The sequence below is a fragment of the Curtobacterium sp. MCBA15_004 genome (assembly GCF_001865055.2).
In the GTDB taxonomy this organism is placed as follows: domain Bacteria; phylum Actinomycetota; class Actinomycetes; order Actinomycetales; family Microbacteriaceae; genus Curtobacterium.
In genome coordinates this window covers 2,620,182-2,642,057 of the sequence record NZ_CP126266.1, presented here as the reverse complement: position 1 = coordinate 2,642,057, position 21,876 = coordinate 2,620,182, and the positions used below count along the sequence as shown (strand labels likewise).

Here is a 21,876-nt window from a genome sequence, read left to right as displayed (position 1 = left end):
GTGGATGCGAGTATTCCGCTTCCGCGAGATCTGCTCCATTCGGCGCGGCCCCGCGACCCTCAGTGCAGGATCGCGAACCCCTCGGCATCCCCGTGCGGCACGACCGTCCGGAGCGACACGTCGGTCACCGTGGCGGAGGGCGGACCGCTGTGCAGGAAGGCCATCAGGGCGTCGACCGCGGCCGAGGGGCCCTCCGCCTCGACCTCGACCGTCCCGTCGAACAGGTTCCGCGCGTACCCGGCGAGCTCGAGCCCGTCGGCCTTCCGCGCGGTCCAGTACCGGAACCCGACCCCCTGGACCGTGCCCGACACCACGGCGTGCATCCTCGTCACCGTCGTCATGGCCCGAACCTATGCCCGACGGCGACGCCGCTCGTTTCGGCGCTGTTCCGATCCGGTGAACACGGTGATAGTGTCAACTCCACCCCAACACTTACAGTCAAACAAACCCTAAGTCCCGGTTGCGCACGATCCCGGGACGGCACCCCAGGACGATGACCTCTCCCTCAGACCCCCTCATCCGCGTCGCGGTCTCGACCGTGATCGTGGCGCTGCGCCCGCACCCGGACACCGGCGCCCCGGCGCTGTGGATGCCGCTCGTGCGCCGCGTCGCCGAGCCGCACGAGGGATCCTGGGCGCTGCCCGGCGGTTGGGTCCGCCCCGACGAAGGGCTCGAGGACTCGGCGGCCGCCCGACTCCGCGAGACGACGAACGTGCAGCCGCGGTACCTCGAGCAGCTCTACGCGTTCGGCGACGTCGACCGCTCGCCGAGCCGGGTCGTGTCGATCGTCTACTGGGCCCTCGTGCACCCGGACGAGGCCAGCTCGGTGCCCGACGACTGGAACGTGCGCTGGTTCCTGGCCGACGAGCACCCGCCGCTCGCGTTCGACCACGACCGGATCGTCGCCTACGCCCTCTGGCGCCTCCGCAACAAGATGTCGTACTCGCGGATCGCGCAGGCGTTCCTCGGCGACCGCTTCACCCTGGCCGAGCTGCGCGGTGTGTACGAGGCGGTGCTCGGCCGCCGGCTCGACCCGGCGAACTTCCGGCGCCAGGTCGCGCAGTCGGACGCCGTCCTGCCCACCGACGAGACGACGAGCGGCGACCGGCACCGGCCGGCCCGCCTGTACCGCTCGAACCCCGACCTCGCCTACGCCGACAACGGCCCGCTGACCGACGCGCGAGCCGACGCACACGCTGCAGTCCACCGAGACCCCGCCGCCCAGCCAGCCCCGACGGCAGCCGCCGCCCACTCCACCCGCACCCGATAGGAACCGACGTGTCCATCGCGACGACCATCGACCTCATCTCCAACGGCAAGGCCGCCGGGAGCACCTGCACCCCCGACCTCGCGCTGCCGACCTGGGACTTCGACACGCGCCCGGGCTACGGTCCGGGCTCGTCGATGTCCGACGTCATCCCGACCACCGCCCCGCGCCAGGGCCAGCTGCCCGACGAGTACAAGACCGCGAGCGACGACGAGCTGCACGAGCGCATCGAGCGGGCGAAGGCCACCCTCGGCGACCGGGTCGTCGTGCTCGGGCACTTCTACCAGCGCGACGAGGTCGTCCGGCACGCGGACTTCCTCGGCGACTCGTTCCAGCTCGCGAACGCCGCCCTGACGAAGCCGGACGCCGAGGCGATCGTGTTCTGCGGCGTGCACTTCATGGCCGAGACGGCGGACATCCTGGCCCGCGACGAGCAGCGGGTGATCCTGCCGAACCTCGCCGCCGGCTGCTCGATGGCCGACATGGCCGACATCGACAGCGTCGAGGCGGCCTGGGCCGAGCTCGAGGCGCTCTACGGCACCGAACCCGACGCCGACGGCCGCGTGCCGGTGGTCCCCGTCACGTACATGAACTCCGCCGCCGACCTCAAGGCGTTCTGCGGACGGCACGGCGGCATCGTCTGCACGAGCTCGAACGCCGCGACCGTCCTCGAGTGGGCCTTCGAGCGGGGGCAGCGCGTGCTGTTCTTCCCCGACCAGCACCTCGGCCGCAACACCGCCAAGGCGATGGGGATCAGCACCGACCTGATGCCGATGTGGAACCCGCGCCTGGCCGGCGGCGGCAACGACGCGCAGACCCTGCTCGACGCCCGCGTCGTCCTGTGGCACGGCTTCTGCTCGGTGCACCGTCGGTTCACGGTCGACCAGATCGAGCAGGCCCGCCGCGAGGACCCGGACGTGACGGTCATCGTCCACCCGGAGTGCCCGATGGCCGTCGTCGACGCGGCGGACGTCGCGGGCAGCACCGACCTCATCCGCCGGACCGTCGCTGCGGCGACCGAGCCGTCCTCGTTCGCGATCGGCACCGAGATCAACATGGTGAACCGCCTCGCCGCCGAGTACCCGCAGCACCGGATCACCTGCCTCGACCCCGTGGTCTGCCCGTGCTCGACGATGTACCGCATCCACCCGGGCTACCTCGCGTGGGTCCTCGAGGCGCTCGTGCGCGGCGAGGTCCTCAACGAGGTCGCCGTCCCCGCAGCGGTGCAGGCCGATGCCCGGGTCGCGCTCGAGCGCATGCTCGCCGCGAAGCCGCGCGGCTGACGGACCACCGGCGGACACCGTGCACGTCGTCATCGTCGGCTCCGGCATCGCCGGGACCACCGCCGCGATCCGCGCCAGCGCCCGGCACGACGTCACCCTCGTGACGAAGGGGGCACTCACCGACGGTGCCACCGCGTACGCCCAGGGCGGGGTCGCCGTCGCCCTGGGCGCCGACGACCGCGTCGGCCTGCACGAGGAGGACACCCACACGGCGGCGGCCGGCAGCGCCGACGCCCGGGCAGTCGCCGTGCTCTGCGCGGACGGGCCGGCGCGCGTCCGCGACCTGCTCGCGCTCGGCGTGCCGTTCGACCGGACCACCGACCCGGCGAGCCTCGACCGCCACGGCGACGACCTCGCCCGCGGGCGTGAGGCGGCGCACGGGCGGTGGCGGGTCCTGCACGCCGACGGCGACGCGACCGGAGCCGCGATCGCACGCACGCTCGTCGCGGCACTGCACCGCCGGCACGTGACGATCCTGGAGCGCACCTGCCTGACCGACCTGGTCGTCCGCGACGGCGCGGTCGTCGGCGTCGACGTGCTCGACCTGTTCGGCGAACCGCGGCGCATCGACGCCGACGCGGTCGTCCTGGCGTCGGGCGGCGCCGGGCACCTGTTCCGGGAGACCACGAACCCGCTCGTCGCGACCGGTGACGGCGTGGCGGCGGCCTGGCGTGCCGGTGCGGTCGTCGCCGACCTGGAGTTCGTGCAGTTCCACCCGACCCGGCTCGCCGTGCCCGACGGCGGGCTGGTCTCCGAGGCCGTCCGCGGCGAGGGCGCCGTGCTCCGCGACGCCGCCGGCCGCCGCTTCATGACCGCCGTCCACCCGGCCGCCGAGCTCGCACCGCGCGACGTCGTGGCACGGGGCATCGCGGCCGCGGTGCGCGAGCAGGGCGGGCAGCCCGTGCTCCTCGACGCGACCGGCCTCGACCCGGACCACCTCGTCCGCCGCTTCCCGGGACTGACCCGTGCGACCCGGGCGGCGGGGTTCGACTGGACCCGTGAGGGCGTCCCGGTCGCCCCGGCCGCGCACTACGCGATGGGCGGCGTCGCCACCGACGCGGAGGGCCGGACCAGCCTGCCCGGCCTGCTCGCCGTCGGCGAGGTCGCCTGCACGGGCGTGCACGGCGCGAACCGACTCGCGTCGAACTCCCTGCTCGAGGGGCTCGTCTTCGCCGTCCGCGCCGCGGACGCGGTCGACGTGGCGCGCCCGGCGCGGCTCCGGCTGCGCGGCGACGCGGACCTGCCGGTCACGCGCGTCCCGGACGCCGACGTGCAGGGAGTGCGCGCCGGCTCCGGTGGTGACCGCCCCGACGACGCGAGCCGCACGGCGGGCGTGCACCGTGCCTCCAGACCGGTCCGTCGCGACCCGTCTGCGGGTCGCGACACCGCGAGCCGGCCGGGAGGCACGTCCCGCGTCGTCGACGCCGGCCCGGACCCCGCGACCCGGCCGGGAGGCGCGCCCCGCGCCGTCGACGCGGCATCCGTCCGCCGGGCGCTCCAGACCGAGATGACCGACCGGGTCGGCCTGCTCCGCGACGCCGACGGCCTCGCCGCCGCGCGGAGCGCACTCGCGGCGCTCGCCGTCCCGGCCCCCACCGGTGTCCGCGAGCACGAGGACCGCGCGCTGCTCGACCTCGCGCGCCTCACCGCGCTCGCCGCCGAGGCGCGCACCGAGTCCCGCGGCGCGCACGCCCGCACCGACCACCCCCGAACCGACCCGACCGCACCGGCCAGCGCCGCGTGGGTCCGGGTGTCCGCCGCCGTCCCGCAGGGAGTCCCCGCATGACCAGCACCACCGAGCGCGCCGCAGCCGCGCCCGCCGTCGTCGACCCGGGCACGATCCCGCCGCACGTGCTGCGACGCGTGATCGACACGGCGCTCGAGGAGGACGCGCCCTGGGGCGACGTCACCAGCGAGACGCTCATCCCCGCCGACGCGACCGCGACCGCGACCCTGGCCGCCCGTGAGCCGGGCGTGTTCGCCGGCGGCCTCGTCTTCGCGGCCGTCGTGCGTGCCGTCGACCCGACCGTCGAGACCGTCCTGCACGTGCCGGACGGCGCGCCCTTCGCCGCGGGGGACGTGCTCGCGACCGTCAGCGGGTCGGCGCGGTCGGTGCTGCGGGCGGAACGCGTCGGCCTGAACCTGGCGCAGCGCATGTCCGGGATCGCGACGGCCACGGCCGCGTACGTGCAGGCGGTGGCCGGGACGCGCGCCCGGGTCACCGACACCCGCAAGACGACGCCCGGGTTGCGGGCACTGGAGCGGTACGCGGTGCGGTGCGGCGGTGGGCACAACCACCGCTCCTCGCTGTCCGACGCCGTCCTCGCGAAGGACAACCACCTCGCCGTCCTCACCGCGCAGGGCACGAGCATCGGCGACGCGGTCGCGGGCGCGCGGCGCCGGCTCGGGCACACCGTGCACGTCGAGGTCGAGGTGGACCGGCTCGACCAGGTCGAACCCGTGGTCGCCGCCGGGGTCGACACGATCATGCTCGACAACTTCACCCCCGAGCAGCTCGTCGAGGGCGTCCGCATCGTCGCCGGGCGCGCGCTCGTCGAGGCCTCGGGCGGGGTCTCGCTCACCACGGTCGCCGCGATCGCCGCGACCGGGGTGGACGTCGTCTCGGTCGGTGCACTCACCCACTCGGCACGCGCGCTCGACCTCGGGCTCGACGTCGTCGTGACCGCCGGCCCGGGCGACGCCACGCCCGCCGGGGCCTGAGCCGGTCCCGCGTCCCGTCGTGTTCTACCTCGACCGCGCCGCGACCACGCCCGTCCGCCGGGAGGTCCTCGAGGCGATGTGGCCCTACCTCACCGGGGTCTTCGGCAACCCCTCGTCGACGCACGGGGTCGGGGACGCCGCTGCCCGGGCGCTCGCCGACGCCCGCGCGACCGTCGCTGCCGTGCTCGGCTGCCGTCCGGGCGAGGTGGTGTTCACCACCGGCGGTACCGAGGGCGCGAACACGGCGGTGAAGGGCATCGCCCTCGCCGCACCCCGCGGCCGGCACGTCGTGACGAGCGCGATCGAGCACGAGGCGGTGCTCGAGAGCTGCCGGTACCTGGAGCGCCACCACGGGTTCACCCTGACCGTGGTGCCGGTCGACCGCGACGGCGTCGTGCACCCCGATGCGCTCGCCGCGGTGCTCCGGCCGGACACCACCCTCGTGTCGATCGCGCACGCCGACAACGAGGTCGGGACGGTGCAGGACGTCCCCGCCCTGGCCGCCGTGGCGAGGACGGTCGGTGCCCGCTTCCACACCGACGCGGTGCAGAGCGCGCCCTGGCTGCCGATCGGCCTCGACCGGCTCGGCGTCGACGCGCTGTCGCTGTCCGGGCACAAGCTCGGCGCGCCGAAGGGCACCGGCGTCCTCGCCCTGCGCGGGGGTGTCCCGATCGAACCGCTCCTGCACGGCGGCGGGCAGGAGCGCGGGCGGCGCTCGGGCACCGAGGACGTCGCCGGGGCGGTCGCCGTCGCGACCGCGCTCGCCCTCGTGGCGGGGGAGCGGGCGGCCGCCGCGGCCCGGGCGACGACGACGCGCGACGCGGTCGTCGCCGGGGTCCTCGCCGGCGTCCCGGGCGCGGTCCTGACCGGCTCGCCGACGCACCGGCTGCCCGGTCACGCGTCGTTCTGCTTCCCGGGCGTCCCCGGCGTCGCCCCCGCGGTCACCGGCGAGACGGTCCTGCTCGAGCTCGAGCAGCGCGACGTGGTGTCGTCCTCGGGGAGCGCGTGCGCGGCGGGCAGCACCGAGGCCTCGCACGTGCTCACGGCCCTCGGGCTGCGCGAGGACGTGGCGCGGACGGCACTGCGGTTGACGTTCGACGCCGGGCTGCGGGACGAGGACGTCCCGGTCGTCGTGCGGTCCGTCGCCGAGGCCGTCGGGGCGGTGCGCGCGCTCGCGTGAGGCCCGCTCGTCCCGCGACCCGCGACCCGAGTCCCGCGTCCCGCGTCCCGCGACCCGGTGCCTGCCCCTGCGCCGACCCGGTGCATGCCTCCGGGCCCGGTTCGGTGCGTACGTGTACTAGACGTTCTACTCCATGAGTGGGGTCGTGTCCCCCCTTCTGCGGACCGACGTCCTCGTGCAGCATGGTGGGCATGACGAACGCGATCACGACCCGGGTGCTCGGGGAGGACCACTTCCGGGTGGTCCAGCTCCTGCCGGCACCCGCGACGCTCGTGGCGCTCGTCCTCGCCGCCCAGCACGACCTCGGCTCCGCCCCGCTCGGGGTGATCGCCACGGTCGGTGCGCTCGCGACGGTCGGGAGTGCCCTGCTCCCGATGGTCCGGCCCGCGGCGACCCGTCGACCGATGCCTGCCCCGCGGGAGACGGACCGGTACCGAGAGGACACCGAACGACCTTGAGGACCAGCGCCGGGCGGCCGACACCCGTCGACCACCGGGCGCGCCCAGACCGGACGCGGCACCCCTGACCGTGTCCGGACGGAGTGCGACATCCCCTGTCGTCGCGCTCCGCCGCACCGCCCCCGCCGTGGACGTGGCGCCGGACCCTGACCGGCGCCGCCCCCCCCCTGTCAGTCCGCGGCGGGTGGCGGTGTCGGTGTGTCCGGGGTCGTGGTCGCCGCCGGGTCGCCCTCGGTGACGGACCCGTCTCAGCCGGCCGGCGTGTCCGCGCTCGTGCCCGTCGGCGCCTGCGTGCCCGGCCACACGTAGTCGAGGTCGTCCGGCACGTCCGGGAACAGCGGCCGGTAGTGCTCGGGGGCCTTCTGCACGAGCTTCGACCGGTGCGACCGGTGCACCGCGGGGTCGTCGTTCCACGCCGGCACCGGGAAGTCCCCGCGCTCGTACGCGGCGAGGTCCTCCGGGATGCGTGCCAGGTCGAGCAGCGTCTTCTCGAGGCAGGTGTCGGCGTGCCCCCGCTCGAGCCAGACCCGGCACGTCGCGTCCTGGTAGGCCATCAGCGCCGGACGGAACCCGCGCCACATCGCCGTCACGGGGTGGTGCTGCCAGCCGTAGTCCGGCAGCGTGAGCGCCCGCATCACCTGCAGGGTCTCGACCCGCTGCTTGCCGAGCCGCTTGTCGTCGAGCACCTCCGCCGAGGCACGGAAGTCGGCGTAGGGCAGGAACGTCTGCATCCCCGGCACGGTACGCCGGGCGGCTGGCACCCGACACATGCCGTCACACCCGGCGGTCGTCGGGCGACACATGCCGTCACACCGCGGACGGGGCGCGCGGCCGCGTGTGAGCATCGGTGGCATGAGCGGAACCCTCGTCGTCGGCGTCAGCGGCAGCCCCTCCGACCCCTCGCGCACCTCCACCCTCGTGGCCGCGACGGTGGCGCGGTTCGCGGCCGAGCTCCCGGACGCCCGCACCGAGACCGTCGAGGTCGCCCCGCTGCTGGCCGACCTCGCCGCGGCGCCGTCCCGCGAGGCGATGTCCGAGCGCACCCGACGCGCCCTCGAGACCGTCGAGGCCGCGGACGTCCTGGTCGTCGGCAGCCCGGCCTTCCGCGCCGCGTACTCGGGCGCGTTCAAGCTCTTCTTCGACTGGGTCGGGCAGTACGACCTCGTCGACACTCCGGTCCTGCTCACCGCGACCGGCGGGAGCGACCGGCACGCGCTGCTCGTCGAGCACCAGATGCGTCCGTTGTTCGGCTTCTTCCAGTCGACGACGCTGCCGCTCGGGGTGTTCGGCAACGAGCGTGACTTCACCAAGCGCGAGGGCGGGTACGACGTCGCGAGCGTCGACCTCGAGCTCCGGATCGACCAGGCGGTGCGCCGGGCGCTCCCGATCGTCCGTGGTGGGTTCGCGGCGGCCGGCGCGGCCGAGGTGCGGCGACCGGCCGACTTCTAGCCGCGCGGACCCCGGTGCCTCGGCAGAGGGCGCCGGGCGTGTCAGCGCGGTGCGCGACGGACGGGAGGCGCGGTGCGGGCCCGCCCCGCGCCTCCCGTCCGCTGGGGCTCAGTCGAGGAGCGACGCGACGTGCGCGACCGCCAGGCGGTAGCCGTCGGCGCCCGCGCCGGCGATGACCGCCGTCGCGGCGGTCGCGACGTGGTCCACGTGCCGGAACGGTTCGCGCTTCCACGTGTTCGACAGGTGCACCTCGACGACGGGGACCGTCAGGGCCTCGACGGCGTCGTGCAGCGCCACGGAGGTGTGCGCGTACGCGGCCGGGTTGACGACGACCCCGACGAAGTCGTCGAGCGCCTCGTGCAGCCAGTCGACGAGCACGCCCTCGTGGTTCGTCTGCCGGAAGTCCGCCTCGAGGTCGTGCACCGCGGCCTCGGTGTGCACGATCGCCTCGATCTCGGCGAGGGAGACGGTGCCGTACTGGGCCGGGTCACGCCGCCCGAGCACGTCGAGGTTCGGTCCGTTGAGGACCAGGATCCGCCGGGGGCGCGTCGTGGTGTCGGTGACCGGATCGCTCATGGGCAGATCCTAGCGAGCGGGACGGGCACCGCGGCCGGTCGCTCGGTTGACCGGGTGCCCGGGCGCTAGCATTGACATGTCGGTCGGGTGCTGCTCGGCTGGAAGTGATCCCCGGATGTCCTGCAGCAAGCGCGGGCCCGGGGATTCGCGTCGTTGAGGGCCGATGTCCGCCGTGGACCGGCCGTACCGAGCCGGAACGGTTGCGCCGGCGGGGGAGTCGGGCCAGGTTGATCCTGACGAAAGGACCCGCCCGTGGACCAGATGGTGTTCATCAACCTCCCCGTCGCCGACCTCGACCGCTCGAAGGCGTTCTACGAGGCGCTCGGCTACTCGATCAACCCGGACTTCACCGACGAGACCGCGGCCTGCGTCGCCGTCAGCGACACCGTGTACGTGATGATCCTCACGCACGCGAAGTTCCGGGAGTTCACCGACAAGACGATCGCCGACCGCGGCTCCATCGAGGTGATCAACTCGCTCAGCGCGGCGTCGAAGGACGAGGTGCACCGCATCGTCGACGCCGCGGTGATGGCGGGCGGCGACGAGGACCGGCCCGAGACCGACCTCGGCTTCATGTACCAGCGCAGCTTCACCGACCCGGACGGCCACCGCTGGGAGTACGTCTGGATGGACCAGGACGTGATGCGGGTCGGACCGCCGACCGAGTAACGACCGCTCCAGGCGGCGACGCCCGACCGAGCATCGGGCCGGGGCTCCCGACCGAGCACCGGGCGGCGACGCCCGACCGAGCACCGGGCGGCGACGCCCGACCGTGCGACGCGCGTCGGACGTACCCGCGAGGATGGGACCGTGAGCACCTCGGACGACAGTGCCCCCGCCAGCACCCCGTCGGGCCTCGTCGTCGGTGCGGACGGACTGGCCCGCCCGGTGTGGGCCGCGACGGACCCGCTGCTCCGGGACTACTACGACACCGAGTGGGGCGTGCCCGTGCGCGACGAGCGGGGCGTGTTCGAGCGCCTGTCCCTCGAGGCGTTCCAGTCCGGACTGTCCTGGCGCACGATCCTGGCGAAGCGTCCGGCGTTCCGGGCGGCCTTCGCGGACTTCGACCCGGACACCGTCGCCGCGTTCGGGGACGACGACGTCGAACGCCTGATGGGCGACGCCGGCATCGTGCGGAACCGGGCGAAGATCACGGCGACGATCACGAACGCGAACGCCACGGTGGCCCTCCGCGCCGACGGCGGCCTCGCGGACCTCGTCTGGTCCTTCCGCCCCGACACCACGCCGGCGCCGCGGACGATCGACGAGGTGCCGACGACGAGTGCGGAGTCGACGGCGCTGTCGAAGGCCCTGCGGAAGCGCGGGTTCGCCTTCGTCGGGCCGACCACGATGCACGCCCTCATGGAGGCGCTCGGCATCGTCGACACGCACCTGGTCGGCAGCCACCGACGCGGGACCTCCGGCGTCTGGTCCTGACACCCGACACCGCCGCGGACCCCGCAGCAGCGAGCGCCGCCGCGGCAGCACCCCGACGACGGACCGCCTCAGGCCAGCGGCAGCTGCATCTGCGTCGCGGTGACGCGGTAGCCGAGCTGCGCGTACAGGTCCTGCGCGCCCGTGTTGTAGCCGAAGACGTTCAGCCCGATGCTCGTCGCCCCGTGCTCCGCCGCGACGCGCTGCGCGGCCTCGAGCGCCCGACGCGCGTGCCCGCGGCGGCGGTACGGCTCGTCGATCTCCACGTCGAACACCCACCACTCGGACCCGCCGACCGTGAAGGGGCCGATCCACAGGAACCCGACGACCTCGTCCTGCTCGTCGACGACGTCCCACACGAAGTGCTCCGGCAGCGGTGTGCCGTCCGGGAACCACTGCTCGGTGGACCGCTGGGCGTTCGCCTCGGCCCGCTCGCGCGACTCCCCGGCGCGCATCCGCGACCGGACGTACTCGGTCATCGTCCGGTCGAGCCAGCCCGGCAGCCGGTCGGCCGGCATCGGGACGAGTCGCGTCTCGGTCACCGGTTGCCCTTGGATCCGCGTTTCGGCTTCCCGTTCCCGAGGCGCTGCGTGCCCGGACGGCCGCCGCCGCGGGGCTTCCGCGCACCCTTGCCGCCGGCCTTGCCGCCGCCGGTCTGCTTCGCGCTGGCCTTGCCGCCGCCGGAACCGCTGCCCGAACCGGCGCGCCCGCCGGAACCGGCGCGGCCACCGGGCGCCGAGCCGGCCCCGCCGTCGGACCGGCTGTCCGCCCCGGCCGCAGCGTCGTCGTCGACGCGGGACGCGCCTCCCGGCCGGTCCTGGTCGGAGCGCGAGCTGTTCGCGGTCCGCCCACGGACCACGCCGATGAACTCGTCCGTCGTCTCCGAGGCGTCCGCGTCCCGCCAGACGAGCGCGACGCGCGTCCCGGCGGCGCCGTCGAGGGGCCGCGAGACCAGGTCCTTGCGGCTGGCGGCGCGGAAGAGCGACTGGGGGAGCACGACGACCCCGACGTTCGCCTCGACCAGGTCGAGCGCCGCGGCGACGTCCGCGGGGACGGGGCCCGCGTCGACGACGTGCACGTCGGCGAGGTCGGCGTCGGTGACGACGTCGCCCTCGGCGAGCGGGGAGTCCTTCGGCATCGCGACGACGGCGGTCTCGGTCCAGAGCGGGATGGCGTTGAGGTGCGCGCCGACGGGCATCCGGACGAAGGCCATGTCGGCGTCGCCGGTGAGTGCGTCGTCGACCTCGTCGTGCCCGATGGGGCGCAGTCCGAGGGCGGCGTCCGGGTGGCGTTCCCGCCAGACCCGGACCCACTTCGCGGGGGAGACCCCCGGGACGAAGGCGATGGTGAGTGCCGCGGTCATGCAACCGAGCTTAGGGGCCGTACCCTGGTCCTCATGGCGCAGGAACAGACGATGAAGCCCGAGACGGCTGCGAAGAAGCTCGGCATCCTGCTGACGGCGGCCCCGGAGTCGTTCCAGGCGGAGCCCGTCACGCGCACCGCCTTCGACGAGCTCCGCACCGCGCCGCCGGCGTGGCTCGAGGACCTCCGCCGCGACGGCCCGCACCCGCGCCCGGTCGTCGCGCAGAAGCTCGGCATCTCGATCTCGGGCCTCACCCGCGCGGGCGTCGACGAACCGCTGACCACCGCCGAGATCAAGGCGCTGCTGCAGGAGATGCCCGAGTGGCTCGTGCGCGAGCGCGCCACCCAGGCCGAGGTGCACGCCGAGAACGCCCGTGTGAAGCAGCAGCGCGCCGACAAGGCCGCCGCGCGCGCCGAGCAGGACTGACCGTCCGGCTCCAGCCGCACCGGACCCACCGCCCGACATGACCGCCGTGCACGAGACCGTCGCCGACGCGATGCTCGTCGTGCCGCAGTTCGCGTCGGTGTGCTGCATCGTCGGGGACCGCTACCGCCCGCGTCCGGGCGTGATCGTGCCCGCGACGGTGATGCTCGTCGCGATGGTGCTGCCGGTCGCGCACGCCGGTGCCGCGTGGACGATCCTCGCCGCGACCGTGCTCCTGCTCCTGGCCCCGCTGCCGGTGATGCGCCGACGTCGACCGGACGGCCGCCGCGCCGAGCCGATGGACGTGCACCGCGCGCTCTCGGCGGTCGTCATGTCCGGGATGCTCCTGACGGGCCACGCGAGCGGTCTCGCCGACGGTCACGCCGGGCACGGGATCGCGTTGACGGCGGTCCTCGGCGCCGGCGTGGTCGGCTACTGCGCCTTCAGCGGCTGGCTGCTCCGCCACGAGTGGGCCCGTGAGGACCGTCGCGCGGTGCGAAGCGGCGAGGTCTTCGCGATGACCGTCGCGGTCGTCGGCATGACGCTCGCCATGTGACGGAGCGGGTCCGGCGCGGCCGGGTCCGCTACGCGGCGCACGTCGCGCGTCGCACGGGCAGCGGCCGGGAGGCGCGGCGCACCCCCGGCGGTCGGCCCGCGCTGGGCGGACGGCGCGGCCCGCGGTACCGTCGGTGCGTGTCCGACCGCCCAGCCCGCCGTGCCACCCCCGCTCCGCGACTCGACGAGGTCGACGAGCGCATCCTCTGGACCCTGGCCGCCGACGCCCGGATCCCGAACAACCGGTTGGCGGCCGAGGTCGGCGTCGCACCGTCGACCTGCCTCACCCGGGTCCGTGCGCTCGAGGACGCCGGGCTGATCCGGGGCTACCGCGCGGACGTCGACGTCGCCGGGCTCGGGTTCGCGATCGAGGCGATGGTCTCCGTGCGGGTGCACGCCGCCGCCCGGCACGAGCTCCGGGACTTCGCGAAGCGCCTGCTCCGGGTGCCCGTCGTGCAGGACGTGTCGTTCCTCGCGGGCGACAAGGACTTCCTCGTGCACATCGCCTGCACGTCGACCGAGCAGCTCCGGGACTTCGTGGCCGACGAGCTCAGCGGCGACCCGGCGGTGGCCACGACCCAGACGAACATCGTGTTCGAGCGACTCGTGGCCGACCGGGCCACGCAGGGCCGCTCGTTCGACGAGCTCCGGCGCTGGCGGGCCTGACCCCGTCGCGGGTGCACCCGCACCGAGGTGAGGAGGGGAGGCGGCTAGCGCGTGCGGGTCATCGGGACGTGCGGGATCGCGTCCTCGACGAAGTCGTCGCCGGAGCGCACGAAGCCGAACCGGCCGTACCACCGCTCGAGGTGCGCCTGCGCGTGGATCGCGATCGAGCCCGACCGCGACTCGGCGATCGCGGCCTCCATGAGCCGGGCGCCGAGGCCCTGCCCACGCGCGTGCCTGGCCGTGGCGACCCGGCCGATCCGCTCGGTGCCGTCCGGTTCGCGGAGCAGGCGGAGGGTGGCGTCGACCGACCCCTGACCGGCCCAGAACTGCAGCGTGCCGGGCTCGAGGTCGCGGCCGTCGATGTCGCCGTAGGCGCACTCCTGCTCGACGACGAAGACGTCCTGACGCAGACGGAGGACCTCGTGCAGCGTGACGACGTCGAGGTTGCGGGTCGGGGCGTTGAAGATCGAGACCACGTCCGGCCTTTCTTGAAGATTGCTCCGAAAAGGGGTGCATTCCGGAGTGGACCGGCGTACGGTACCGGTCAACCACTCTACGTGCGCAGCCGAGATCAGGAGGTGAGCGCATGGACCAGCCGTTGCGCGACCCCTGGCGCGCGATGCTCCGGTACGTCCTCGCGGGCGTCGGCGTCGCCGCGGCCCTCGTGCTGCTCTCGCTCGTGCTCGGTGCCCGTCCGGCCTCCGCCGAGGGCGTCCAGCAGCGCAGCCTGGTCGGCGGACTCGTGCAGGGCGTGACCGGCACGGTGGGCTCCACCGTGGACCAGGTCGTCGCGCCGGTCCGCTCGGTGGTGCCCGCGGCGGCACCGGCTCCCGCTGCTCCGGCACCCGCTCCCGCTGCTCCGGCCCCGGTGCGAGCCCCGGCTCCCGCGGCCCCGGCCCCGGTGCGAGCCCCTGCTCCCGCGGCTCCGGCCCCGGTCAGCGCCCCGGCGCCCGCTGCCCCGGCCCCCGCAGCCCACGCTCCGGCCGCTGCGACGCCGTCGTCGAGCACGCCCGCTGCGGCACCGGCGACGCCGGCCGCCCCGGTGGCCGGTGCTCCGGCCGCACCCGCGCGACCGGTGGCCGACCTGGTCGGCGGCCTGACGGGGTCGGTGGCGACCACCCCGACCACGGCGGCCGACGCGGACGGCGCAGGCACCGCCTCCCGGCCGCTCACCGACACCGTGGTCGGCGTCCTCACGCCCGTCACCGGGACCGTGCAGGCCATCACCGACGCGCGCCCCACCGCGGCGGTGGTCGAGGCGATCGACGGCCTGCTCGGCGTCCTGCCGGTCACCGGGGACCTGCTCGGTGACGACACGCTCGGCACGGTCACGCGCCCCGTCACGGGCGTCACCGACGACCTGCTGGGCGGCGTCGGGAGCACCGTCGGCACGCTGCCCGGCACGGTCGGCACGGTCGTGTCGCCCGTCGAGGGCGCGCTCCCGATCGGCCCCCTGCCCGTCCCGACCCTGCCCGTCCCGACCCTGCCGACAACGCCGGTGCTGCCGGGAGGCACGACCCCCGTCACCGGGACCGCGCCGGCCCCGGAGGGTGGCGGCACCACCCCGCTCGGCGCGCGTCCGTCGGACGGTGCGCCGCAGGACCTCGGTCCCGTCGGCGCCGCGTCGAACGCGGTCGCGACCCCGGCTGGGTCCGCCGCCGCCGTCTCGCCGGTCCGTGACCGGCAGGCCCGTGTCGCGGCCGCCGGGTCCTCCGGCACCGAGCAGCCGCTGTCCGCCACCCTCGGCGGCCACGCACTGCTCGTCCCCGCGGACGGCGACCGGGACGGCGCACTGCCGACCGGGACCGGCTCCACCGGTACGACCGGTGGCAGCACCTCCGGCTCCGCGGGCAGCGCCCCGGCCGGTGTGGACGGCACCACGGGCACCCAGTTCTCCCTCGCCGCGGGGTCTCGCGGCACGCTCACCGACGACGCGGTCCCCGCATCGGTCGTCGGTGACCACGACGTCGCTCCTGACTGAGGTCGGTGCGCCTGTCCGTCTCGGCAGGCATCGCACCCGTCGACCGTGACCGCGGTCGACGTCAGATCTCGATCAGGGAGTGAACGACCATGAACAAGCACGTCTGCAGAGGGCTCTGGTTCGCCCTCTTCGTCGGTGGCCTCACGATCGGAGGGGCAGCGGCAGCGAACGCCGCCACGACCTCCGGCGCCGACGGAATCGTCTCCGGCACCCAGGTCGCGCCGCACGTCGACGCACCGGTGTCCGTCACCGGGAACGCCCTCGGGGTGCTCGGCGACGCCGTCTCCGCGGCGGTACCCGCTGCTCCGGCTCCGGCCCCGGCAACCGCGCCGGCTCCGGCACCTGCACCTGCTCCGTCCACCTCGGGGGCCGGAGGCGTCGCGTCCGGCACCCAGGTGGTCCCGGAGGTGACGGCACCCGTCCAGGCAGCCGGCAACGCGGTGGCCGTCGGCGGCGACGCCGTCGCGACGACCGCACCGGCGGCGGCGGCGCCTGCTCCGGCTCCGGCAGCTCCGGCGTCTGCGGCGCCTGCTGCTCCGGCTCGGGCGACCACCTCCGGTCAGGACGGCGTCCTGTCCGGCACCCAGGTCGTCGGTGACGTCACCGCACCGGTGACGGCGACCGGCAACGCGGTCGGTGTCCTCGGCGACGCCGAGGCCACCTCGGCACCGGCTCCGTCGACGCCCGCGACCACGCCCGCGGCGACCGGCACCGCGCCGACCACCTCGGGCGCGGACGGCACTGCCTCCGGCACGCAGATCGCGCCGGTGCTGTCCGTCCCGGTCACGGTGACGGGCAACGGCATCGGGCTGCTCGGTGACGGCACCGCGACGGGGACGACCCCGACCGCGGGTGCCGGTACCGGGACCCCGGCTGCCGGTGGGTCGACCTCGGGTTCGGACGGCTTCGCTTCGGGCACGCAGGTGTCCCCGGTGGTGAGCGTCCCGGTCACGATCGGCGGCAACGGCATCGGGCTGCTCGGTGACGGCACCGCGACGGGGACGACCCCGACCGCGGGTGCCGGTACCGGGACCCCGGCTGCCGGTGGGTCGACCTCGGGTTCGGACGGCATCGCTTCGGGCACGCAGGTGTCCCCGGTGGTGAGCGTCCCGATCACGATCGGCGGCAACGGCATCGGGCTGCTCGGTGACGGCACCGCGACCGGCACCACTCCCGCGACGGGCACGACCCCTGCTACCGGCACGGGTGCCCCCGCTGCTGGTGGAACGACCTCAGGCTCGGACGGCATCGGTTCGGGCACGCAGGTCATCCCGGTGATCGACGTCCCCGTGACCGTCGGCGGGAACGGCATCGGCGTCATCGGTGACGGCACCGCGACCGGCACCACCCCGACCACGGGTTCCGGCACCGGCACCCCGACGACCGGCGGGTCGACCTCGGGTTCGGGCGGCATCGGTTCGGGCACGCAGGTCATCCCGGTGATCGGCGTCCCCGTGACCGTCGGCGGGAACGGCATCGGCGTGATCGGTGACGGCACCGCGACCGGCACCACCCCGACCACGGGTTCCGGCACCGGGACCCCGGCGACCGGTGGCTCGACCTCGGGCTCGGGCGGCATCGGTTCGGGCACGCAGATCATCCCGGTGATCAGCATCCCCGTCACCATCGGCGGCAACGGCGTCGGCATCGTCGGCGACGGCACGAGCACCACGCCGGGCACGGGCACGAACCCGGGCACCGGCACGAACCCGGGCACCGGGACGAACCCCGGCACCGGCACGAACCCCGGCACCGGGACCGACCCGGGCACCGGCACGAACCCCGGCACCGGCACGAACCCCGGCACCGGGACCGACCCGGGCACCGGCACGAACCCCGGCACCGGGACCAACCCCGGCACGGGCACGAACCCGGGCACCACGCCCGTGGTGACCACGGTCCCGACGGCGACCACCGTCCCGACCGCAGCCGGCACCGCCGAGGTGACCACCGCCTCCCGGACGACCGCGTCCACCACGGTGGCCGCCGCGACCACGGCGACCACCCGCGGCGACCAGCCGCAGCTCGCGTACACCGGGGCCGCGTCGCAGACGCTGCCCGTCGGGATCGCCCTGCTGCTCCTGCTCGCGGGTGCGGCGGCGATGGTCCTGCGCAAGCGGCTCGCCTGACAGCACGGGTCGGAGGGGCGTCGCACGCGGCGCCCCTCCGACCCGTGCCCGGGGACCGTCGTGTCTTGGTGGCGACAGAGCGTTCCCTGGGAGCGCTCGGTGTCGAACCTGTGCGCAGTGGAAGCGGTTCCCGGCCGTACAGGAAGTCGTGCGCGCCACGATGAACGGGTGCTCCACGAACTCCTGCGCATCCCGATCACGGGTCGGTCGCTCCTCGTCCCCGTCTACGTCGTCGCCGCCGTCCTCACGGCCTGGGTCCTCGTCGGCCCGGCGCGCGAGCGACACCGCGGACGCCGACTCGCGATCCGGGCCGGTGCCGGGGTCGTGGGTGCGGTCGTCGGCCTGGTCGCGGTCTGGTGGACCGGTGACGTGCAGGACCTGTTCGGTGTGGCCTTCACCCCGATCACGAGGATGTGGATCGCCTTCGCGTTCGCCGGGGTGGCGCTCCTGATCGCGGTGCTCGTGCAGGGCGGATGGCGACGTCGGGGCCTCGCACTGGTCGCCGGCGTCGCGGTCGTCCTGTCCGCGGCGCTCGGCGTGAACGTCGACTTCGGCTTCTACAAGAACGTCGAGCAGGCCGTCGCGACCAGCCCCTACCGGACGGTGAAGCTGCCGGTCGAGCACACGACGGCGTCGACCGACCTCGCCGACTGGCACGCACCGGCCGGCATGCCCCGCAGCGGTGAGACCCTGAGCGTCGCCATCCCCGGCACGGTCTCGCACTTCCGGGCCCGCAGGGCCGTGGTCTGGCTGCCGCCGGCCGCCCGCGTCGCGAACCCGCCGAAGCTGCCCGTGATCATCGCGTTCTCCGGGCAGCCCGGCCAGCCCGCCGACCTGTTCCAGACCGGCGACATGGGGCAGTTCCTCGACCACTACGCGGCACAGCACGACGGCCTCGGCCCGATCGTGGTCTCGCCCGACCAGCTCGGCGCACCGAACCGGAACCCGATGTGCCTCGACTCGCGCCGACTGGGCCGGAGCGCCACGTACGTCACGACCGACACGGTGAACTGGATCCAGGCGCACCTGCCCGTCGAGAGCGGCCCCGCGCACTGGGGTGTCGCCGGCTTCTCGGAGGGTGCGACCTGCGCGATGCAGTTCAGCGCGTCCCGCCCCGACCTGTTCGGCACCACCCTCGCGATCTCGAGCGAGCTCGGCCCGAAGAACGGCAGCCTGCAGCAGACCATCGCCCTCGGCTTCGGCGGGGACGCGGCCGCCTACCGCGCCGCGATGCCGGTCGCCGAGATGGCCGCGCACGCGCCGTACCGTGACCACCTGACGGTGTTCGGCTACGGTCAGGACGACGCCCCGTACACGGCGTCGACCGGACTGCTCCGAGCGGCAGCGGAACGTGCCGGGATGCAGACGAGCACCATCGTCTCGCCCGGCTCCGCCCACGACTGGAACACGGTGCGGTACGTGCTCGCGCACGGACTGCCGCCGGTGCTCGCGCACCTCGGTCTCCCCGCGACGGAGGGCGCACTGTGACCACGGACGAGACGACGACGACGTCGCCCCAGGCCTCGACCCCGACCCCGTCGGCCCCGCCGCCCCGCGAGCCGGGCCGCTTCGCGACCGCTGCGTCGACCGCCTGGACGGCGACGGTGCGGGCGCTGCGGCGTCGACCGGTGACCGCGGTGGTCGTGGTGCTCGTCCTGGTGACGTCGATCGTCGGCATCGCCCTGCGCGTCTCGCACGGCGTCGAGCCGACGCACTTCGGCCCGCTCCGGGTCTTCGCGGCGTCGACCGGTGTGCTCGCCCTCGTCGCGACCGTCGCCGGCGTCGTGGTGCTGCTCGGCGCCTCCGAACGGCTGATGGGGTCGTGGCGCACCGCGATCGCGTTCGTCGTGACGGCCGTGGTCGGGACCGGGCTCGGCGCACTCGTGGCGCTCCTCGACCCCGACGGTCGCCCCGTCGGTTCGCTGCTGCTCGGTCGGGCGACGAGCTTCGACCCGTGGACCGCCCTGGTCGGCACGATCGTCACCGCGAGCGCCTTCGCCGGTCCGCTCTGGCGACGACGCATCCGGGTCAACGCGTTCGCCGTGGTCGCCGCGCTGCTGCTCTACGCCGGGCACGTCTCCGACCTGTACGCCGCGTGCGCCGCCCTCGTGGGCTGGGGCCTCGGCACCCTGCTCCGCAGCGGCCCCGCACGCATCGGGTGGGTCCGCAGCTCGCACCGCGAGACCCGGGTCCTGCTCGGCACGGTCGTGCTCGTGTCCGCGGTCGGCCCGGTCATCGCCCTGGTGTCCCGCGCCCGCGTGGGCCTGCTCGCGCCGCTCGCGGCCGTCGTCGGCGCCGGGCCGGTCACCCCGGTGCGCGGCTGCCACGCCGACGGTGCGGTCGACACGTGCCTGCGCGGCCTGCTGAACTACCGCGCGACCGACCCGTGGACGCTCGTCCTCGCGGCCGCACCGCTGCTCGTCCTGGTGGTCGGCGGCCTCGGGCTCATGCGCGGGAGCCGGTTCGCGGTGTGGCTCGTCGTCGCGGTCGAGCTCGTCACGGGCATCGCCGCCGCGGTCACCTACAGCGCGGTGCCCGGCCGGGTGCAGCAGCTGCACGGCTCGGAGAACCAGGTCGTGGTCGACCTGTCGATCGCTGCCTCCATCGTCGTGCCGCTCGCGACCGCGCTCGTGCTCGTCGTGCTGCGCCGGTCCTTCACGGTGCTGCCGTCGCGTCGGCGGGTGGCGACGTTCGGCGTCGTCGTGCTCGCAGCCGCGGCGGTCATCATCGTGCTCGTCCTCGTCACCGCCGCGTCGTCGCCGCAGCGCGTGGCCGACCCGCTCCGCCTGGTCGTGGCGGTGCTCGGACCGCTGTCGCCCGTGACGTTCTGGGACCGTCTGCCGGCGATGGACCCGGCGCTCCGGTTCCTGCTCGGCGTGTCCGGCCCGGCGCTCTGGACGGTCATCGCCCTCGCCGCGATCCGTCCGACCGGGGCCGCTCCGCACGCCCTCGACACCGACGTCGTCGGCCGTGACCGCGCTCGCGCCCGGGCGCTGCTCGAGGCCGCGGGCGGGGACACGTTCGGCTGGATGACGACCTGGCAGGGGAACGCCTACTGGTTCGCCGAGGACGGTCGCGCGGGCGTCGCGTACCGCCGCACCGGCCGGGTCGCGGTCACCGTCGGGGGACCCTTCGGCTGGCCGGACGCCCGCGACCGCGCGATGACCGCGTTCGCGCGGTACTGCGACGACAACGGCTGGACGGCCGCCTACTACGGCATCGAGGCCGACGCGGCCGCGCACCTCGTCGAGCAGGGCTGGGCGACGCTCCCGGTCGCCGAGGACGCCGACCTCGACCCCCGCACGTGGACCACGACCGGCAAGAAGAAGCAGGACGTCCGCACCTCGGTGAACAAGGCGAAGCGCGAGGGCATCACGGCCCTGTGGTCGTCGTGGCAGGACCTGCCCGTCGCCACGACCCGGCAGATCGAGGCGATCTCCGAGGAGTGGGTGTCGGAGCGCGAACTGCCGGAGATGGGCTTCACGCTCGGCGGCGTCGACGAGATGCGCGACCCCGCCGTGCGCACGCTCGTCGCGCTCGACGCCGAGGGCACGGTCCTGGGCGTGACGAGCTGGCTCCCCACCTTCCGCGAGGGCCGCGTGGTCGGCTGGACGCTCGACGTGATGCGCCGCACGGCCGCGGCACCGAACGGCGTGATGGAGTTCCTCGTCGCGAGCGCCGCCGAGCAGATGCGCCAGGACGGCGTCGAGCGGCTCAGCCTGTCGGCGGCACCGCTCGCCTCGTCGTCGGACGCGCCGCCCGCGAGCGAGGGCGTGCAGAGCCTGCTCGACCTGGTCGGCGGGGTGCTCGAGCCGGTCTACGGGTTCCGGTCGCTGCTGCGGTTCAAGGCGAAGTTCGGCCCGGAGCTGCACCCGCTCGTGCTGGCGTACCCGGACCCGGTCGCGCTGCCCGCGATCGGGATCGCGGTGGTCCGCGCGTACCTCCCCGACCTGTCGGTGCGGCAGGCGGTCGCGCTGGTCCGCGGCCGCTGACGCGGTGACGGACGGGAGGCACGTGGCGGCGCCGCCACGGGCCTCCCGTCCGTCACGTGGGACCCGGCGCCGGTGGCGGACCGCGCCACCGGACCAGGCAGCCGACCAGGCAGCGGACCGGTCACCGGTCCCGCTCCCGCACACGCTGCCGGACACGTCTCCGGTCCGTGGCGCCGCGTGACGCGGTCCCGGCACCCGTGCCGGTGGGGTGGGGTATCGTCGGGTCCACGCAAGCGCTCCGGGGTCGGTGCAATTCCGAACCGGTGGTGACAGTCCACGAGCTGAGGACGGGTGCACGCCCGACCGATGTTGACCCGGCGGAACTCCGGGACCGACGGTGAGAGTCCGGACGGGAGGAAGCGCTGGCGGCCAGGACGATCCGTCGTCCCGTCCGCCGCT

22 protein-coding genes and 1 riboswitch are annotated in these 21,876 nt (G+C 74.9%); of the genes, 16 read left to right on the top strand and 6 right to left on the bottom strand.

The genetic code is table 11. The features are described 5' to 3' along the window. Positions 1-59 precede the first annotated feature (59 nt). Positions 60-341: an acylphosphatase gene (locus QOL16_RS12450; RefSeq protein ID WP_253181725.1), complete on the bottom strand. Its 282-nt coding sequence runs from the start codon at positions 339-341 to the stop codon at positions 60-62. 152 nt (positions 342-493) lie between these two features. On the opposite strand from QOL16_RS12450, the gene QOL16_RS12445 reads away from it, so the two are divergent. The 6 genes from QOL16_RS12445 (at position 494) to QOL16_RS12420 (ending at position 6,909) form a co-directional block, all read left to right on the top strand. Beyond that, on the top strand, positions 494-1,270 hold the full coding sequence (locus tag QOL16_RS12445) for an NUDIX domain-containing protein (RefSeq protein WP_254780246.1): 777 nt from the start codon (positions 494-496) through the stop codon (positions 1,268-1,270). 8 nt (positions 1,271-1,278) lie between these two features. Beyond that, entirely contained in the window at positions 1,279-2,550 is a 1,272-nt protein-coding gene (gene nadA / locus QOL16_RS12440) for a quinolinate synthase NadA (protein WP_065965010.1), read from the top strand. 19 nt (positions 2,551-2,569) lie between these two features. Beyond that, positions 2,570-4,336, top strand: a complete 1,767-nt coding sequence (locus QOL16_RS12435) for an L-aspartate oxidase (protein ID WP_071284438.1) — start codon at positions 2,570-2,572, stop codon at positions 4,334-4,336. Continuing rightward, positions 4,333-5,271, top strand: coding sequence for a carboxylating nicotinate-nucleotide diphosphorylase (gene nadC / locus QOL16_RS12430; RefSeq protein WP_083395013.1), 939 nt, complete (start codon positions 4,333-4,335; stop codon positions 5,269-5,271). The genes QOL16_RS12435 and nadC overlap by 4 nt, the downstream gene beginning before the upstream one ends. 19 nt (positions 5,272-5,290) lie before the next feature. Beyond that, the gene (locus QOL16_RS12425) at positions 5,291-6,451 is read left to right on the top strand and encodes a cysteine desulfurase family protein (protein ID WP_071284387.1); all 1,161 of its coding nucleotides are present in this window, start codon (positions 5,291-5,293) and stop codon (positions 6,449-6,451) included. Positions 6,452-6,642: 191 nt separating this feature from the next. Beyond that, positions 6,643-6,909, top strand: coding sequence for a hypothetical protein (locus tag QOL16_RS12420; RefSeq protein WP_139197285.1), 267 nt, complete (start codon positions 6,643-6,645; stop codon positions 6,907-6,909). 248 nt (positions 6,910-7,157) lie between these two features. Here QOL16_RS12420 and QOL16_RS12415 read toward each other — a convergent pair whose 3' ends face one another. After that, positions 7,158-7,640 carry an MSMEG_6728 family protein gene (locus tag QOL16_RS12415; RefSeq protein WP_071284383.1) on the bottom strand — a complete coding sequence of 161 codons (483 nt, stop codon included), beginning with the start codon at positions 7,638-7,640 and terminating at the stop codon, positions 7,158-7,160. A gap of 121 nt (positions 7,641-7,761) precedes the next feature. On the opposite strand from QOL16_RS12415, the gene QOL16_RS12410 reads away from it, so the two are divergent. Next, on the top strand, positions 7,762-8,358 hold the full coding sequence (locus tag QOL16_RS12410) for an NAD(P)H-dependent oxidoreductase (protein ID WP_065964947.1): 597 nt from the start codon (positions 7,762-7,764) through the stop codon (positions 8,356-8,358). A gap of 108 nt (positions 8,359-8,466) precedes the next feature. Here the strand turns inward: QOL16_RS12410 and aroQ are convergent, their stop codons facing one another. Further along, on the bottom strand, positions 8,467-8,934 hold the full coding sequence (aroQ, locus tag QOL16_RS12405) for a type II 3-dehydroquinate dehydratase (protein ID WP_071284380.1): 468 nt from the start codon (positions 8,932-8,934) through the stop codon (positions 8,467-8,469). Positions 8,935-9,195: 261 nt separating this feature from the next. On the opposite strand from aroQ, the gene QOL16_RS12400 reads away from it, so the two are divergent. Further along, positions 9,196-9,603: a VOC family protein gene (locus tag QOL16_RS12400; RefSeq protein ID WP_254780248.1), complete on the top strand. Its 408-nt coding sequence runs from the start codon at positions 9,196-9,198 to the stop codon at positions 9,601-9,603. Positions 9,604-9,744: 141 nt separating this feature from the next. Further along, a complete protein-coding gene (locus QOL16_RS12395) occupies positions 9,745-10,371 on the top strand; it encodes a DNA-3-methyladenine glycosylase I (protein WP_071284372.1) in 627 nt (208 codons plus the stop codon). Positions 10,372-10,439: 68 nt separating this feature from the next. Here QOL16_RS12395 and QOL16_RS12390 read toward each other — a convergent pair whose 3' ends face one another. Next, entirely contained in the window at positions 10,440-10,910 is a 471-nt protein-coding gene (locus QOL16_RS12390; RefSeq protein ID WP_083395012.1) for a GNAT family N-acetyltransferase, read from the bottom strand. Further along, positions 10,907-11,731 (bottom strand): LysR family transcriptional regulator substrate-binding protein, encoded by an 825-nt coding sequence (locus QOL16_RS12385; protein WP_071284370.1) that lies wholly within the window; start codon positions 11,729-11,731, stop codon positions 10,907-10,909. The genes QOL16_RS12390 and QOL16_RS12385 overlap by 4 nt, the downstream gene beginning before the upstream one ends. A 33-nt stretch (positions 11,732-11,764) precedes the next feature. On the opposite strand from QOL16_RS12385, the gene QOL16_RS12380 reads away from it, so the two are divergent. From QOL16_RS12380 to QOL16_RS12370, 3 genes are all read left to right on the top strand, one after another. Further along, complete coding sequence (locus tag QOL16_RS12380; protein ID WP_071245643.1) at positions 11,765-12,157, top strand: DUF5997 family protein; 393 nt, start codon at positions 11,765-11,767, stop codon at positions 12,155-12,157. Positions 12,158-12,194: 37 nt separating this feature from the next. Continuing rightward, entirely contained in the window at positions 12,195-12,710 is a 516-nt protein-coding gene (locus tag QOL16_RS12375) for a hypothetical protein (RefSeq protein ID WP_071284366.1), read from the top strand. Positions 12,711-12,847: 137 nt separating this feature from the next. Further along, positions 12,848-13,375 (top strand): Lrp/AsnC family transcriptional regulator, encoded by a 528-nt coding sequence (locus QOL16_RS12370; RefSeq protein WP_065964927.1) that lies wholly within the window; start codon positions 12,848-12,850, stop codon positions 13,373-13,375. A 44-nt stretch (positions 13,376-13,419) separates the two neighbouring features. Here QOL16_RS12370 and QOL16_RS12365 read toward each other — a convergent pair whose 3' ends face one another. Beyond that, positions 13,420-13,851, bottom strand: coding sequence for a GNAT family N-acetyltransferase (locus tag QOL16_RS12365; RefSeq protein WP_071245647.1), 432 nt, complete (start codon positions 13,849-13,851; stop codon positions 13,420-13,422). A 110-nt stretch (positions 13,852-13,961) separates the two neighbouring features. Here QOL16_RS12365 and QOL16_RS12360 point away from each other — a divergent pair, with 110 nt between their 5' ends. The 4 genes from QOL16_RS12360 to QOL16_RS12345 all read left to right on the top strand — a co-directional run bounded on the left by QOL16_RS12360 (position 13,962) and on the right by QOL16_RS12345 (position 21,477). After that, the gene (locus QOL16_RS12360) at positions 13,962-15,356 is read left to right on the top strand and encodes a hypothetical protein (RefSeq protein ID WP_071284363.1); all 1,395 of its coding nucleotides are present in this window, start codon (positions 13,962-13,964) and stop codon (positions 15,354-15,356) included. A gap of 89 nt (positions 15,357-15,445) precedes the next feature. After that, positions 15,446-17,485 carry a cell wall anchor protein gene (locus QOL16_RS12355; protein WP_305410905.1) on the top strand — a complete coding sequence of 680 codons (2,040 nt, stop codon included), beginning with the start codon at positions 15,446-15,448 and terminating at the stop codon, positions 17,483-17,485. A gap of 168 nt (positions 17,486-17,653) precedes the next feature. Continuing rightward, positions 17,654-18,973 (top strand): esterase family protein, encoded by a 1,320-nt coding sequence (locus QOL16_RS12350; RefSeq protein ID WP_254780304.1) that lies wholly within the window; start codon positions 17,654-17,656, stop codon positions 18,971-18,973. After that, complete coding sequence (locus tag QOL16_RS12345; protein ID WP_083230378.1) at positions 18,970-21,477, top strand: bifunctional lysylphosphatidylglycerol flippase/synthetase MprF; 2,508 nt, start codon at positions 18,970-18,972, stop codon at positions 21,475-21,477. The genes QOL16_RS12350 and QOL16_RS12345 overlap by 4 nt, the downstream gene beginning before the upstream one ends. Positions 21,478-21,708: 231 nt before the next feature. Further along, positions 21,709-21,842, top strand: a riboswitch (FMN riboswitch). Positions 21,843-21,876: the final 34 nt, after the last annotated feature.

Coding starts and splice junctions, on each gene's coding strand:
- QOL16_RS12450 (WP_253181725.1), bottom strand. CDS start 341: ATGACGACGGTGACGAGGATGCACGCCGTGGTGTCGGGCACGGTCCAG.
- QOL16_RS12445 (WP_254780246.1), top strand. CDS start 494: ATGACCTCTCCCTCAGACCCCCTCATCCGCGTCGCGGTCTCGACCGTG.
- nadC (WP_083395013.1), top strand. CDS start 4,333: ATGACCAGCACCACCGAGCGCGCCGCAGCCGCGCCCGCCGTCGTCGAC.
- QOL16_RS12420 (WP_139197285.1), top strand. CDS start 6,643: ATGACGAACGCGATCACGACCCGGGTGCTCGGGGAGGACCACTTCCGG.
- QOL16_RS12415 (WP_071284383.1), bottom strand. CDS start 7,640: ATGCAGACGTTCCTGCCCTACGCCGACTTCCGTGCCTCGGCGGAGGTG.
- QOL16_RS12410 (WP_065964947.1), top strand. CDS start 7,762: ATGAGCGGAACCCTCGTCGTCGGCGTCAGCGGCAGCCCCTCCGACCCC.
- aroQ (WP_071284380.1), bottom strand. CDS start 8,934: ATGAGCGATCCGGTCACCGACACCACGACGCGCCCCCGGCGGATCCTG.
- QOL16_RS12400 (WP_254780248.1), top strand. CDS start 9,196: ATGGTGTTCATCAACCTCCCCGTCGCCGACCTCGACCGCTCGAAGGCG.
- QOL16_RS12385 (WP_071284370.1), bottom strand. CDS start 11,731: ATGACCGCGGCACTCACCATCGCCTTCGTCCCGGGGGTCTCCCCCGCG.
- QOL16_RS12380 (WP_071245643.1), top strand. CDS start 11,765: ATGGCGCAGGAACAGACGATGAAGCCCGAGACGGCTGCGAAGAAGCTC.
- QOL16_RS12375 (WP_071284366.1), top strand. CDS start 12,195: ATGACCGCCGTGCACGAGACCGTCGCCGACGCGATGCTCGTCGTGCCG.
- QOL16_RS12360 (WP_071284363.1), top strand. CDS start 13,962: ATGGACCAGCCGTTGCGCGACCCCTGGCGCGCGATGCTCCGGTACGTC.
- QOL16_RS12355 (WP_305410905.1), top strand. CDS start 15,446: ATGAACAAGCACGTCTGCAGAGGGCTCTGGTTCGCCCTCTTCGTCGGT.